Source organism: Herbaspirillum sp. YR522, from assembly GCF_000282575.1.
Taxonomy (GTDB): Bacteria; Pseudomonadota; Gammaproteobacteria; order Burkholderiales; family Burkholderiaceae_D; genus Herbaspirillum.
On the sequence record NZ_AKJA01000030.1, the window covers coordinates 1 to 14,720 of the forward strand.

11 protein-coding genes are annotated in these 14,720 nt (G+C 65.2%); 6 read left to right on the forward strand and 5 right to left on the reverse strand.

Annotation, left to right across the window (positions count from 1 at the left end):
- Window positions 1-92: 92 nt before the first annotated feature.
- The 5 genes from gsiC to PMI40_RS05425 all read right to left on the reverse strand — a co-directional run bounded on the left by gsiC (window position 93) and on the right by PMI40_RS05425 (window position 6,599).
- A complete protein-coding gene (gsiC, locus tag PMI40_RS05405) occupies window positions 93-1,013 on the reverse strand; it encodes a glutathione ABC transporter permease GsiC (RefSeq protein WP_008112958.1) in 921 nt (306 codons plus the stop codon).
- 118 nt (window positions 1,014-1,131) lie between these two features.
- The gene (gene gsiB / locus PMI40_RS05410) at window positions 1,132-2,700 is read right to left on the reverse strand and encodes a glutathione ABC transporter substrate-binding protein GsiB (protein ID WP_008112960.1); all 1,569 of its coding nucleotides are present in this window, start codon (window positions 2,698-2,700) and stop codon (window positions 1,132-1,134) included.
- Window positions 2,701-2,762: 62 nt separating this feature from the next.
- The gene (locus PMI40_RS05415; protein ID WP_008112962.1) at window positions 2,763-4,616 is read right to left on the reverse strand and encodes a dipeptide ABC transporter ATP-binding protein; all 1,854 of its coding nucleotides are present in this window, start codon (window positions 4,614-4,616) and stop codon (window positions 2,763-2,765) included.
- Between the two features lie 31 nt (window positions 4,617-4,647).
- Window positions 4,648-5,622: an isoaspartyl peptidase/L-asparaginase family protein gene (locus PMI40_RS05420; protein WP_008112964.1), complete on the reverse strand. Its 975-nt coding sequence runs from the start codon at window positions 5,620-5,622 to the stop codon at window positions 4,648-4,650.
- Entirely contained in the window at window positions 5,619-6,599 is a 981-nt protein-coding gene (locus PMI40_RS05425) for a MurR/RpiR family transcriptional regulator (RefSeq protein WP_008112966.1), read from the reverse strand. Before PMI40_RS05425 ends, PMI40_RS05420 begins: the two co-directional genes overlap by 4 nt.
- Window positions 6,600-6,851: 252 nt before the next feature.
- Between PMI40_RS05425 and PMI40_RS05430 the strand changes: the two genes are divergently transcribed.
- From PMI40_RS05430 to PMI40_RS05455, 6 genes are all read left to right on the forward strand, one after another.
- On the forward strand, window positions 6,852-7,814 hold the full coding sequence (locus tag PMI40_RS05430) for a LysR family transcriptional regulator (RefSeq protein WP_008112969.1): 963 nt from the start codon (window positions 6,852-6,854) through the stop codon (window positions 7,812-7,814).
- A gap of 292 nt (window positions 7,815-8,106) precedes the next feature.
- Window positions 8,107-9,408 carry an MFS transporter gene (locus PMI40_RS05435; protein ID WP_008112971.1) on the forward strand — a complete coding sequence of 434 codons (1,302 nt, stop codon included), beginning with the start codon at window positions 8,107-8,109 and terminating at the stop codon, window positions 9,406-9,408.
- Window positions 9,409-9,451: 43 nt separating this feature from the next.
- Complete coding sequence (locus PMI40_RS05440) at window positions 9,452-10,129, forward strand: DUF2848 domain-containing protein (protein ID WP_008112972.1); 678 nt, start codon at window positions 9,452-9,454, stop codon at window positions 10,127-10,129.
- A 129-nt stretch (window positions 10,130-10,258) separates the two neighbouring features.
- Window positions 10,259-11,611, forward strand: a complete 1,353-nt coding sequence (locus PMI40_RS05445; protein WP_008112974.1) for an amidase — start codon at window positions 10,259-10,261, stop codon at window positions 11,609-11,611.
- Window positions 11,612-11,850: 239 nt separating this feature from the next.
- The gene (locus PMI40_RS05450) at window positions 11,851-13,851 is read left to right on the forward strand and encodes a DNA topoisomerase IV subunit B (RefSeq protein WP_008112976.1); all 2,001 of its coding nucleotides are present in this window, start codon (window positions 11,851-11,853) and stop codon (window positions 13,849-13,851) included.
- 1 nt (window position 13,852) lies between these two features.
- On the forward strand, window positions 13,853-14,720 hold an 868-nt coding region (locus PMI40_RS05455), incomplete at its 3' end, for a lytic transglycosylase domain-containing protein (protein WP_008112977.1).

The following is a 14,720-nucleotide window of genomic DNA, read 5'->3' on the forward strand; positions in this document are numbered from 1 at the left end:
CCGGCTGGCCGGCGGCGGCTGCCACGGGCTGCGGTGGCGGCAACGGCAAGCCGGATTCTGGCAAGGGGGAATTGGACAGCGACATGATCAACTCACTTGAAACGGATACTGGGATTGATCACGGCATAAAGCACGTCGACCACCAGGTTGATGAAAATGAACTCCAGCGAGAACAGCAGTATCTCGGCCTGGATCACCGGGTAGTCGCGCATCTCCACGGCGTCGACCAGCAGCCGGCCCATGCCGGGCCAGTTGAACACCACCTCGACCAGGATCGAACCGCCCAGCAGGAAGCCGAACTGCAGGCCCATCATCGTGACCACCGGAATGAGCGCATTGCGCAGGCAGTGCTTGATCACCACCACACGCTCGGACAAGCCCTTGGCACGCGCGGTACGCACGAAGTCTTCCTGCAGGATCTCGATGAACGACGAGCGCGTGAAGCGCGCCATGACGGCGGCCACGGCGGCCCCCAGCGTCAGCGACGGCAGGATGTAGTGGCGCCAGGTATCGGCGCCCACCGTGGGCAACCAGCCCAGTTGCACCGAGAACACCTGCATCAGCAGGATGCCCAGCGAAAACGCCGGAAACGAGATGCCCGAGACCGCCAGCGTCATGCCCAGGCGGTCCGGCCATTTGTTGCGCCACACCGCCGATGCGATGCCGATCACCAGCCCGAACAGCACCGCCCACACCATGGCGGTGATGGTCAGCCACAGGGTCGGCCAGAAACGCTCGGCGATCTCGGTGGCCACCGGGCGCTTGCTGCGGATCGAATGGCCGAAGTCGCCCTGGGCCGCATTGACGAAGAAATTGACGAATTGCTGGGGCAGCGGCTTGTCCAGGCCGAGGTCGGCGCGCACCAGCGCGACGGTCACCTCGTCGGCCTCGGGGCCGGCGGCCAGCCGTGCCGGATCGCCCGGCAACATGTGCACGAACAGGAATACCAGCACTGCCACCAGTAACAGGGTGGGAATCAGGCCCAGGAGGCGTTTGATGACATAGGAAAACATGGTGCTCTCGAAATAAACCGCCCGTTGCTGGTGGAACGAAACCCTGGATGCTGCAAAAAACACCGGATTGCAGCCTGGCTGCAATCCGGATACCACTAGGTACTAAGGCGCACCCTGCTTACTTGGTGAATTCGATGTTCTCGAATTCGTAGGCCTGGTCAGGCATGATGTAGATGCCCTTGAGGTTCTTGGCGCGTGCATAGAGCAGCTTTTCGGTCACCAGGAAGGCCCATGGCGCATCCTTCCAGATTTCCTGCTGGGCTTCCTTGTACAGCGCTTCCTTTTCCTTGCGGTCGCTGACCGTCAGTGCGCGGCCGATGGCGGCATCGACCTTGTCGTTCTTGTAGTAGGCGGTGTTGAACAGGCGCGGCGGGAACGATTCGGACGCCAGCAGCGGGCGCAGGCCCCAGTCGGCTTCGCCGGTCGACGACGACCAACCCACGTAGTACAGGCGTACCGGTGCGGTGTCCGGGTTCTGGGCGCTTTCGACACGCTCCACCCGTTGACCCGCTTCCAGCGCGGCGATCTTGGTCTTGATACCGACCTGGGCCAGCTGCTGCTGCAGGAACTGGATCACCTTCATGGCGGTGGTATGGGTGTAGGCCGACCACAGTTCGGTCTCGAAACCGTTGGGGTAGCCGGCTTCGGCCAGCAATGCCTTGGCCTTCTTCACGTCGTAGGGCCAGGCGCCGCTCTTGTAGGCATAGTCCACGCCCTGTGGCAGCACGCCATCCATCGGCACGGCATAACCGTTGAAGGCCACCTTGGCCAGCGCCTGCTTGTTGATGGCGTAGTTGATCGCCTCACGCACCTTCGGGTTGTCGAACGGCTTCTGCTTGACGTTCATCGACATGTAGCGCTGGATGATCGACGGACCGGCCACCACGTCCAGGTTGCTCTTGGCCTTCAGGAGATCGGCCTGCTCGTAGGGCAGCGGATAGGTGAACTGCGCTTCGCCGGTCTGCAGCATGGCCGAGCGCGAGTTGTTGTCGACCACCGGCTTCCACAGGATCTCGTCGACCTTGGGATAGCCCTTCTTCCAGTAGCCGTCGAACCTGGTGACCTTCAGGTAGTCGGTCTGCTTCCATTCGACGAACTTGAACGGGCCGGTGCCGACCGGGTGGAAGGCGATGTCCTTGTTGCCGTACTGCTTCAGCGCGGCGGGCGAGATGATCACCGCGGACGGATGCGCCAGCACGTTGATGAACGCCGAGAACGGCTCCTTGAGCACGATCTTGACGGTGTAGTCGTTGAGCACTTCGGTCTTGGCCACGCGGTTGAAGAGGTTGTAGCGCTTCAACTTGTTGTCCGGATTGGTGACGCGGTCGAACACGCCCTTGACGGCATCGGCCTTGAAGTCGGTGCCATCATGGAACTTCACGCCTTGCTTGAGGCGAATGGTGTATTCCAGGCCATCCTTGCTCACCAGGTAGCCTTCGGCCAGCACATTGATGAGCTTCATGTCCTTGTCGAAACCGAACAGGCCCTGGTAGAACGACTTGGCCACCGACAACGACAGCGTGTCGTTGGCGTCGTACGGGTCCATCGTGGTGAAGGTCGAGGCCACCGCCACGGTTGCGGTCTTGGCGGCGAAGGCCTGGGCCGCTGCGAATTGCAGGACGGCGCCCAGCGTGCCAACTGCCAGCAATTTGGCGACGGAGCTTCCCTTGTATCGTGCTGTAGACATGTATGTCTCTCCTGATCGATTTGACTGCGTGGTTAAAGACTGCAAGAACTACATCTGGAACTTCAATAGAGGCTGGAAATACTGTGCCTGGCCACGAAATGGCCCGGTGCTACCTCGTGCAACGGCGCCACCTTGGGCGCATCGCCGATGGCCCGGATCGGGCTCGGGATTTCATCGGTGAGCAGCTTGCGGTCGGTGCGGCGCCGGGTCGGATCGGCAATCGGCACGGCTGCCATCAGCTTGCGGGTATAGGGGTGCTGCGGGTTTTCGAAGATCGCCCGGCGCGGCCCGATCTCGACGATCTGGCCCAGGTACATCACCGCCACCCGGTGGCTGATGCGCTCGACCACGGCCATGTCGTGCGAGATGAAGATGAACGAGATGCCCAGCTCGGCCTGCAGGTCGAGCATCAGGTTGACGATCTGGGCCTGGATCGACACGTCCAGCGCCGACACCGATTCGTCGGCGATGACGATCTTCGGGTTCAGCGCCAGCGCGCGGGCGATGCAGATACGCTGGCGCTGGCCGCCCGAGAACTCGTGCGGATAGCGCTGGCCATGCTCGGGCGTGAGGCCGACCCGGGTCAGCAAGGCATCGACCCGCGCCTGCGCGCCCTCGGCCATGCCATGCACCAGCAGCGGCTCCATGATCGAATAGCCGACCGTCATGCGCGGGTCGAGCGAGGCGAACGGGTCCTGGAAGATGAACTGGATGTCGCGCCGCAGTTGGCGCAGGTCGCTGCGCGGCAACTGCGCCAGGTCGCGCCCGCCGAACTCGACCCGGCCGCCGGCGATATCGACCAGCCGCAGCAGCGAGCGACCGGTGGTCGACTTGCCGCAGCCGGATTCGCCGACGATGGCCAGCGTTTCACCGGCGAACAGGTCGAAGCTGACTTTCTCGACCGCATGCACGCGCTGCCTGACGCGACCGAAGATGCCGCTCTTGACATCGAAGTGGGTGGTCAGCTCGCGCACCTTCAGGATCGGCTGGCGCTGCTGGGCGATCGCTTCCTGGGCCTGCAGTTCGGTCGCCATCGCCTCGGGCAGGACTTCATCCTCGATGGCGATGCCGAAGCGGCGCGGGCGATCGGTGCCGCGCATCGATCCCAGGCGCGGCACGGCCGCCAGCAGGGCCTGGGTGTACGGGTGTTCGGGCGCGGCAAAGATGGTGGTGACCGGTTTTTCCTCGACCTGCTCGCCGCGGCACATCACCACCACGCGATCGGCCACCTCGGCCACCACCCCCATGTCGTGGGTGATGAAGATCACGCCCATCTGCATTTCTTCCTGCAGCGAGCGGATCAGTTGCAGGATCTGGGCCTGGATGGTCACGTCCAGCGCCGTGGTGGGCTCGTCGGCGATCAGCAGCTGCGGCTTGCACGACAAGGCCATGGCAATCATCACACGCTGGCGCATGCCACCCGACAACTGGTGCGGATGGCGCCCCAGCACCCGCCGGGCCTCGGGAATGCGCACCATCTCCAGCATGCGCAGGGCTTCGGCCTGGGCTTGGCCGCGGCTCTTGCGCTGGTGCAGGCGGATCGATTCGGCGATCTGCTCGCCGACGGTGAAGACCGGATTGAGCGAGGTCATCGGCTCCTGGAAGATCATGGCGATCTCGGCGCCGCGAATGCCGCGCATGGTGGCGTTGTCGGCGCGCACCAGGTCCAGCGAACGGCCATCGCGGCGGCTGAACTGCATGCTGCCGTTCACGATCTTGCCACCGCCATGTTCGATCAGGCGCATGATGGCCAGCGACGACACCGACTTGCCCGAGCCGGACTCGCCGACGATGGCCAGGGTCTCGCCGCGGTCGACGTGGAATGACAGGTCGCGCACCGCATCCACCGTCCGTTCGGAGGTGGCAAAACGGACGCTCAGGTTGCTGACGTCCAGCACGCGTTGGGATGGTTGCATCTGATGTTTCTCCAGCCGGGTCATGCCCGGGTCAAGCGTAAATGGCAGTCACGGGCGCCGCGTCGCCGCGACCATATGCACGATACATGCCTTCGGTGTTGAACGGCAGCGTCAGGTTGCCCTGGGCGTCGAGCGCGATCAGGCCGCCACGTCCGCCCACCACCGGCAACAACTTGAAGACCACCTTGTGCGCGGCCTGCTCCAGGGTGTCGCCCGCATAGGCCATGCGGGCGGCGATGTCATAGGCGGCGTTGGTACGCATGAAGGCTTCGCCGGTGCCGGTGGCCGAAATCGCGGCGGTCGAGTTGGAGGCATAGCAGCCGGCGCCGATGAGCGGCGAATCGCCGACCCGCCCCGGCTGCTTGTTGGTGATGCCACCGGTCGAGGTGGCGGCCGCCAGGTTGCCGAAGCGGTCCAGCGCCACCGCACCGACGGTACCGAACTTGTGGTCGGGGTCGATCGGGGCCTGCTCTTGCTGCTGCTGGGCAAACGCGAACGACGCCGCGTCGTGGTCCAGCACGGTGCCGGCCTGGCCGCGCACGCGCAGCCATTGCTCGTGGCGGGCATCGGTATGGAAGTAATCGGGACCGACCGTGGCCACGCCTTGCTGCTGGGCGAACGCTTCGGCGCCCTGCCCGACCAGCAGCACGTGTTGGCTGTGGTGCATCACCGCGCGCGCGGCCAGCACCGGATTGCGGATATTGGTGACGCAGGCCACCGCACCGGCGGCCAGGTCGATACCGCTCATGACGCAGGCATCGAGCTCGTGTCGCCCCTGGCTGGTATAGACCGCGCCATGGCCGGCATTGAACAGCGGGCAATCTTCCAGCAGGCGCACCGCCTCGGTGACGGCGTCGAGCGCCGAGCCACCGCCGTTGAGCAGCGCCTGGGCGGCGCCGACGATGTCGGCCAGGGCCGCGTGGTAACGCGCCTCATCCTCGGCCGACAGCGAACTGCGGGTGATGGTCCCTGCGCCGCCGTGGATGGCGATAACCGGTGTATTCATGCTTTGGTCTTCCCTAGTCTTGCGGCGGCGCTGGCGCCACCTTTCTTGTTGAGTCTGCCCACCGCCGTGGTGCCGGCGCGCTGCTGCTGTTGCGGCAGGTACAGCCACGGCAGCACGAACTCGGCCATCTGCGAGGCCGCCTGCACCGAATGCCGCGCACGATGCGCGACGGCGTCGCACAAGGCCTGGATCAGCATCAGCGCAGCCGCGTCCGAGGTGGGCGAGAGCGTGCGCTCGGTATGGGCGTAGATGCTGACGTCGGCCAATGGCACCAGCGGCGAGCCGGGGTTATCGGTGATGGCCAGGATTCTGGCGCCTTTTTCGACCGCGCGCTGCGTCAGCCACACGGTGTCGGCCGCATAGCGCGGAAACACCATCGGGATCACCAGGTCGCGCCCGTCGAGCTTGAAGAACTGGCGCCCGGCCTGCGACGGCCCACCCGCCAGCGCCACCGAGCTGACCGTGCGTACATAGGGTTCCAGCGCATGGGCCATCAGGCCGGCCAGGTAGGCCGAGGCGCCGAAGCCGGTGATGAAGATACGCTCGGCGGCCAGGATCATGTCGACCGCCCGTTCGCAATCCTGCGGTGCCAGCAGGCGCCGGGTGGCTTCGATATTGCGGATGTCGTGATCGAACGCGGCGGCCATGATCTCGGCACTGCTGGCCGAGCGCTGCACCTCGTGGCGCAACTTCTCGACCGGCGCCAGGGTGGTGGCGAAATCGGCCACCAGCGCAGCGCGAAACGAGGCATAGCCATCGAAGCCGAGCGCGTGGGCGAAGCGGTTGGCGGTGGCCACCGAAATGCCGGCGGCCTCCGACAATTCATCGATGGTCATGGTGGCGGCGCGAAATGGATGGCCCAGCACGTAGTCGGCGGCCTTGCGGTGCGACTTCGACAGGTGCGGGTACAGCTTGCCGACGGCTTGCGCCACCGCTCCTGCTCCCTGCAACGTGATATCGGTCGACTGCTGTGCCATGGCCGCGGTTTCGAAAATGCGAAAAATGTAAATATATTTTCATTTTTGCACGCCGTAAAGAAAAAATACTTTCAAAAATCAAATATCGATATATCGCACCACGAGCTTGCGCGATCAGACGAGAAATGCACCGCAATTGCGCGCTTGTCGCCGTCTTTTCTACCGCATCGCACCAAAAAAGGAAGGCCCTTTGCTCCCCTTGCGGTATGACCACCAGCTAAAATACGCCACTTCGCGTCACTGTCTGCTGCCATGAATATCCGCTTTCTCGAAACCTTTGTCTGGCTGGCCAGGCTGCGCAATTTCCGCTTGACCGCTGAGCGCTTGCACACCACGCAGGCCGCAGTGTCGAGCCGCATCGCGTCGCTCGAGCAGGATTTCGGCGTACGGCTGTTCGATCGCAGCGCACGCGAAGTGGCGCTGACGGCCGATGGCGGCAAGGCGCTGGTCTATGCCGAGCGCATGGTCAAGCTGATGCGCGAGATGAAGGACGACATGTCCGACCGCGAAGACTACGCCGGCGTGATCCGCATCGGGGTCATCGAATCGATCGTCCACAGCTGGTTTCCCGACTTCCTGGGACGGTTGCACAAGGCGTTTCCGCGCCTGCAGATCGAGATCGCCAGCGACACCACCATCCACCTGCACGAGCAGTTCAACAAGGGCAACCTGGAGCTGGTGCTGCAGGCCGAACCGGTGATCGGCCCCCAGGTCAGCAATCTGGCGCTGTGCGAATTCCCGATGCGCTGGGTCGGCAGCCCCAAGCTCGACATCGGCAGCGAAACCCTGACCCTGTCGGACCTGGCCGCCTTCCCGGTAGTCAGCTTTGCCCGCAATTCCGGACCGCATGCGGTCATCGAGCGCCTGTTTTCCGGCAGCGGTGGCGTGCCGCATATCAATTGCATCGCCTCGGTGGCCACCATGATCCGGCTCGCCACCGATGGCTTCGGCATTGCCGCCGTGCCGCCGGCGATCATCCAGCGCGAACTCAACGAACAAAGCCTGCACCTGTTGCGGGTCGATACCGAGTTCCCGGCGCTGGCGCTGATCGCCTGCCTGCGCTCAGACCATGAGAATCCGCTGACCGAGACAGTCGCCCGCATCGCACAAGAAACGGCCTCCGATTTCGCACTCAATTGGGGCCACGAGATCGCCCGCCTGCCCTCGCCGCTAGCCGCCGCAAAGCCTGCAACCGGCCCTGCCGCGGCTGCCTGAGCGACCTGCCGGTCGACCCGCGGCGCATGCTGCGCAGCACCATCGAAGGGCGTTCGGCGACCCATTTTTGCTCATAAGATTTTGCAATCGTTTCCGTTCACATTTTCTTGTTGGACAGCACCCGCCCGCGCTCCCCATACTGGATTGAAGCGAGCCATCATGGCCTGGCCACCGACGCCCGCCTTCAGCAGCATTTTTTGCATCCCACGGCGACAACAACAACATAGCTGAGCTTGCCAGACACGGGGCGGACCAACGGTTCGTCGACATTCAAATTCAAGGGAGGTAGTACATGACTTATTCCACAACCGCCAGCGCGGTCGGGCAACCGGTCGCATTGGATGCGACCTATCGCAAGATCGCCTGGCGCCTGATTCCATTCCTGGTGTTCCTGTTCGTGCTGGCCTGGATCGACCGCGTCAACGTGGGCTTCGCCAAGCTGTCGATGCTGCAGGACCTGCAATTCTCGGAAGCCATCTACGGCCTGGGTGCCGGCATCTTCTTCATCGGCTACTTCCTGTTCGAGGTGCCCAGCAACCTGCTGCTGGAAAAGATCGGTGCCCGCAAGACCCTGGCCCGCATCACCATCCTGTGGGGCCTGACCTCGATGGCCATGGCCTACGTCACCACCCCGACGTCGTTCTACATCCTGCGCTTTTTTCTGGGCGTGTTCGAGGCCGGCTTCTTCCCCGGCGTGGTGCTGTACCTGACCTACTGGTTCCCGGCCCAGCGCCGGGCCCGCGTCAACGGCCTGTTCATGACTTCGTTCGCCATCGCCGGCGCGGTGGGTGGTCCGATCGCCGGTCTCATCATGAGCGGCATGGAAGGCGTCGGCCACCTGTCGAACTGGCAGTGGCTGTTCATCCTCGAAGGTATCCCTTCGCTGGTGGCAGGCGTGCTGGTGCTGATGTACCTGCCGGAAAAGCCGGTCAATGCGACCTGGTTGTCGGCCGCCGAGCAGCAGGCCGTGACCCAGGCGCTGGTGGCCGAGAATACCGGCGCCGGCAAGCACCTCTCGTTCAAGGATGCCTGTAGCAACTACCGCGTCTGGATCTGCGCGGCGGTGTATTTCTGCGTCGTCAGCGGCAATGCCACGATTGCCTTCTGGGCGCCGTCGATCATCAAGGAGATCGGCATCAAGGGCAACCTGCAGATCGGCCTGATCTCGGCCATCCCCTTCATCGCCGGCACGCTGGCCATGGTGTGGAACGGCATCCATTCGGACAAGACCGGCGAACGCCGCATGCATAGCGCCGTGGCCACCCTGATCGCCTCGGCGGGTCTGATCGCCACTGGCCTCACGCTGGGCAACGCCAGCCTGGCGCTGATCTCGCTGACGGTCGCGGCCATCGGCATCCTGGCGGCTTTCCCGGTGTTCTGGTCGATCCCGGCGGCGTTCCTGGCCGGCACCGCTGCCGCCGGCGGTATCGCCCTGATCAACTCGATCGGCAACCTGGCCGGCTTCGTGGCGCCATACATGATCGGCGCCTTGAAGACCAGCACCGGTTCGCTGTCGTCGGGACTGTATTTCGTGGCCGCACTCGAATTCCTCGCCAGCTTCCTGGTGGTGGTGTTCGTCAAGAAGCAGCCGTAAGCACCACGCAACAAGCACGTTCAATCTACCCAGAGGTACCGACATGAAACTGACTTTTTCCCTGCCCGACAATGGCGTACTCGACGCCGACATCGACAACCTGGTCATCGCCGGCTGGGCCGGCCGCGACATGGCGGCCATCGAGCACCACATCGAAGAACTCGAGGCGCTGGGCATTTCGCGCCCGAGCGCGGTGCCCCTGTTCTATCGCGTGGCGGCCAACCAGTTGACCCAGCAACCCGAGCTGCAGGTGCTGGGCCAGGACTCCTCCGGCGAAGTCGAGACCTTCGTCTTCAACGCCGGTGGCGAACTGTATGTGAGCATCGCCTCGGACCACACCGACCGCAAGCTCGAAGCGCATAGCGTGGCGTTCTCCAAGCAGGCCTGCATCAAGCCGGTGGCCACCGGCGCCTGGAAGCTTTCCGACGTGCTGGAATACTGGGACGAACTGGTGATCCGCTCCTGGATCGAGGAAAACGGCAGCAGCGTGCTGTACCAGGAGGGCCCGCTGTCGTCGCTGCGCACCCCGGGCGACCTGATCGCCCGCTTCACCGATGGCAGCGCCACGCTGCCCGAAGGCTGCGGCATGACCTGCGGCACCGTCGGCGCCATCGGCGGCATCCGCGCTGCCACCTCGTTCACGATGGAGCTGTTCGACCCGCGTCGCCAGCGCTCGCTGCGCCACACCTATGTGACGCAATCGCTGCCGGTGATGGCGTAGGCGCGGGCCACTCCGTCCTGCCCTGCCCATCATCGCGCCTGTCGCAAGCCCTGGCCAGCGCCGGGGCCTGCGCCGGCAGAGCGCTGATGATGCGATACTGCTTCTTCCCATCGACCCACCGGACCCCTTATGTACCCGCGACTTTCCCAAATCGCCGCCGACCTCGATAGCGGCCGCACCACCTCTTCCGACCTGACCGAACAGGCCCTGGCCAGGATCGGCGACGCCCACGGCGAAGGCGCACGGGTGTTTACCAGCGTGTATGCCGAGCAGGCGCGCGCCGCCGCCCGCGCCGCCGACACCCTGCGCGCGGCCGGCGTGCGCCGCTCACCGATCGATGGCATCCCGGTCTCGGTCAAGGACCTGTTCGACGTGGTCGGCGAGACCACCCTGGCCGGCTCGGTGGTGCTGCGCGGCAAGCCGGTGGCAACGGCCAATGCGGTGGCGGTGCAGCACCTGATCAACGCCGGCGCGATCGTCATGGGCAAGACCAACATGACCGAGTTCGCCTATTCCGGGCTGGGCATCAACCCGCACTACGGCACCCCGCGCAACGCCTGGCAACGCGATGTCGACGGCGGTCGCATTCCCGGCGGCTCGTCCTCGGGCGCGGCCATCTCGGTGACCGACGGCATGGCGGCGGCGGCCATCGGCTCCGACACCGGCGGCTCGGTGCGCATCCCCTCGGCGCTCAATGGCCTGACCGGCTTCAAGCCCACTGCCAGCCGGGTATCGATGCAGGGCGTGTTGCCGCTGTCGACCTATCTCGATTCGATCGGCCCGCTGGCGGCATCGGTCGAATGCTGCGCCATCGTCGACGCCGTGCTGGCCGGCCAGCCCTACCGTGCGCCGCTGGCGCACCCATTGCGCGGCCTGCGCCTGCTGGCGCCGACCAACGTCGTGCTCGATGGCATCGACGACACCGTCGCTGCGGCTTACCGCAACGCGCTCTCGGCACTGTCGGCGGCCGGCGCGGTGATCGTCGAGCAGGCCGTGCCGGCCTTGGGCGAACTGGCGGCCATCAATGCCAAGGGCGGCTTCACCGCCGCCGAAGCCTACGCCTGGCATCGCCAGCTGATTGCCGAAAACCACGCCGGCTACGACCAGCGCGTGGTCTCGCGCATCCTGCGCGGGCGCGACATGGGCGCGGCCGACCTGCTCGACGTGATCCATGCGCGCGCGCGCTGGATCGCCAACACCGAGGCGCAACTGGACGGCTTCGACGCCCTGGTGATGCCGACCGTGCCCATCGTCGCGCCCCGCATCGCCGACCTGCAGGCCAGCGACGAGGCCTACTACGGCGCCAACGGCCTGATGCTGCGCAATGCCACGCTGATCAACTTCCTCGATGGTTGCGCGGTATCGCTGCCGTGCCACGCCGCCGGCGAGGCGCCGGTCGGCCTGTCGCTGGCGGCCCCGGCCGGCCACGACCGGCGCCTGCTGTCGATCGCATCGGCAGTCGAGGCGTTGTTGCGCGGCTGACGTTCGACCTCCCCTCCGCGGGCGGCCATCAGCGCCGCCCGCATCCGCTTCGGTGCCGCACCGATGCCAAAAAGACAAGCTTTCGCAACGGCCGCCGCCTGCGCCGCCGATTTTTCATTAGAATGCGCAGTTGGCAGTGCACCATATGGGCGATCGAGCGGCCCGGCAGCGCGCCAACGTTGACCTTCCACCATCCATACCGACGCCGGCCAAGCCGGAGGCGACCACCTACTACCCGCATGGCAACCAAGAAAACATCCCCGTCCGACTACAGTGAATCATCGATCCGCGTCCTCAAGGGCCTGGAGCCGGTCAAGCAGCGCCCGGGCATGTATACCCGTACCGAGAACCCGCTGCACATCGTCCAGGAGGTGATCGACAACGCCTCCGACGAGGCATTGGGCGGCTACGGCAAGAGTATCGCGGTGACTCTCAATGCCGACGGCAGCATCAGTGTCGAGGACGACGGCCGCGGCATCCCGGTCGGCCTGCACCCGGAAGAAAAGGTACCTACCCTCGAGATCGTGTTCACCCGCCTGCATGCCGGCGGCAAGTTCGACAAGGGTTCGGGCGGCGCCTACGCGTTCTCGGGCGGCCTGCACGGCGTGGGCGTGTCGGTCACCAATGCGCTGGCCACGCGGCTGGAGATCACGGTCTGGCGGCGCGACGACCAGGGCAACGGCGTGCATACGCTGGTGTTCTCGGGCGGCGACGTGATCGAAAAGCTCAAGTCGCGCCCGGCCGGCCGCGACGACAAGAAGTCCGGCACCCGGGTCACCGTATGGCCTGACCCGAAATATTTCGATTCGCCGCTGATCCCGCTGGGCGAACTGCAACGCCTGCTGCGTTCCAAGGCGGTGCTGCTGCCGGGGGTGAAGGTGACCTTCACCAACGCCAGGACCGGCGACGTCCAGAGCTGGCAATACGACCAGGGCCTGCGCGGCTACCTGATGGAGCAGCTGGCGCAATCGAGCAATGGCGAACCGTTGATCCCGCTGTTCGAGGGCGAGCAATATGCCGGGCGCGACGCCGAGGGCTTTGCCGAAGGCGAAGGCGCGGCCTGGGTGGTGGCCTGGACCGAAGACGGCGCGGTGGTGCGCGAGTCGTACGTGAACCTGATTCCCACCTCCAACGGGGGCACCCACGAATCGGGCCTGCGCGAAGGCCTGTTCGGCGCCGTCAAGAGCTTCGCCGAGATGCACTCGCTGCTGCCCAAGGGTGTCAAGCTGCTGGCCGAAGACGTTTTCGCGCGGGTGTCCTTCGTGCTGTCGGCCAAGGTACTGGACCCGCAGTTCCAGGGCCAGATCAAGGAACGGCTCAATTCGCGCGATGCGGTGCGCCTGGTGGCGGGCTATTCGCGCCCGGCGCTCGAACTGTGGCTCAACCAGCACGTCGAGTTCGGCAAGAAACTGGCCGAACTGGTCATCAAGCAGGCGCAAAGCCGCTTGCGCTCGGCACAGAAGGTCGAGAAGCGCAAGTCGTCCGGGGTCGCGGTGCTGCCCGGCAAGCTGACCGATTGCGAATCGACCGATATCGCCCGCAACGAGCTGTTCCTGGTCGAGGGCGATTCCGCCGGCGGCTCGGCCAAGATGGGTCGCGACAAGGAATTCCAGGCCATCCTGCCGCTGCGCGGCAAGGTCCTGAATGCCTGGGAAACCGAACGCGACCGGCTGTTTGCCAACAACGAGATCCATGACATCGCCGTGGCCATCGGGGTCGACCCGCACGGCAAGAACGACAGTCCCGACCTGTCGGGCCTGCGTTACGGCAAGATCTGCATCCTGTCGGACGCCGACGTCGACGGCTCGCACATCCAGGTATTGCTGCTGACGCTGTTCTTCCGTCACTTCCCGCGGCTGATCGAAAACGGCAACATCTGCGTGGCGCGTCCGCCCCTGTATCGGGTCGACGCCCCGGCGCGTGGCAAGAAGCCGGTGCAGAAGCTCTATGCGCTGGACGACGGCGAACTCGAGGCGATCGAAGACAAGCTGCGCAAGGACGGCCTCAAGGAAGGCGCCTGGAGCATCTCGCGTTTCAAGGGCCTGGGCGAGATGAACGCCGAGCAGTTGTGGGAAACCACCATGAATCCCGACACCCGGCGCCTGTTGCCGATCGGCTTTGGCGAACCCGGCGCCGAGCTCGCCGAGCTGCGCTTCACCATGTTGATGGGCAAGGGCGAAGCCGCGGCTCGCCGGGCCTGGATCGAGGAACACGGCAACGAAGCCGAAGCGGACATCTGACATGCCGCCCATCGCGTTGCCGCCCCCCCGTATGGCCGCCCTCGGCGTGCTGGGCGTGGCCTTGCTGCTGTGTGCCGGGCCGCTACGCTCGCAGCAGGTGGTGCGCTATACGGACGCCGACGGCGTGCAGCACATGCGCGTGGAAGCGGCAAACCAGGCCGGCAACGCCACCGGCAAGGGCGCCGGTGGCAAGAACCGCGATACCATCGTCTACCGCTATACCGATGCCGACGGTGTTTTCCACTTCTATGCCCAGAAGCTGCAAGATCCCGAAAAGCTGATGGCCAGCAGCGCCTCGCTGCTCAATCACCCGGGCACCAAGCCAGCGCAGACGCCGGCCGATCCGCCCTTCGTGCGTACCATGCTGGCGCATCGCGACGCGCGCAAGTACGACAGCCTGGTCACCGAAGCGGCCAGCGAATTCGGCCTCGATGCTGCCCTGCTCAAGGCCGTGATGACGGCCGAATCCGGCTTCAATGCCACGGCCGTGTCCAGCAAGGGGGCCGTGGGCCTGATGCAGATCCTGCCCGACACGGCCGAGCGCTATGGACTGCGCGGCGACCAGCGCAGGAGCCTGCACCAGAAACTGACCGACCCCAGGATCAACATCCGCCTGGCCGCGCGCTATCTGCGCGATCTGATGGCGATGTTCCCGCAGCACGTCGAACTGGCCATCGCCTCCTACAACGCCGGCGAAGGTGCGGTACAGAAGTACGGCAACAAGATCCCGCCCTATCCCGAGACCCAGGGCTATGTGCGGCTGGTGTCGCGCTTCTACGAACTATACCTTCCCCCCGGCACGCTGCGCGCCGCGAGCGGCGCGTCCGACAACGCCGCTGCCGGCCCGGGTGCCGGCGAGCCGGCGCGCC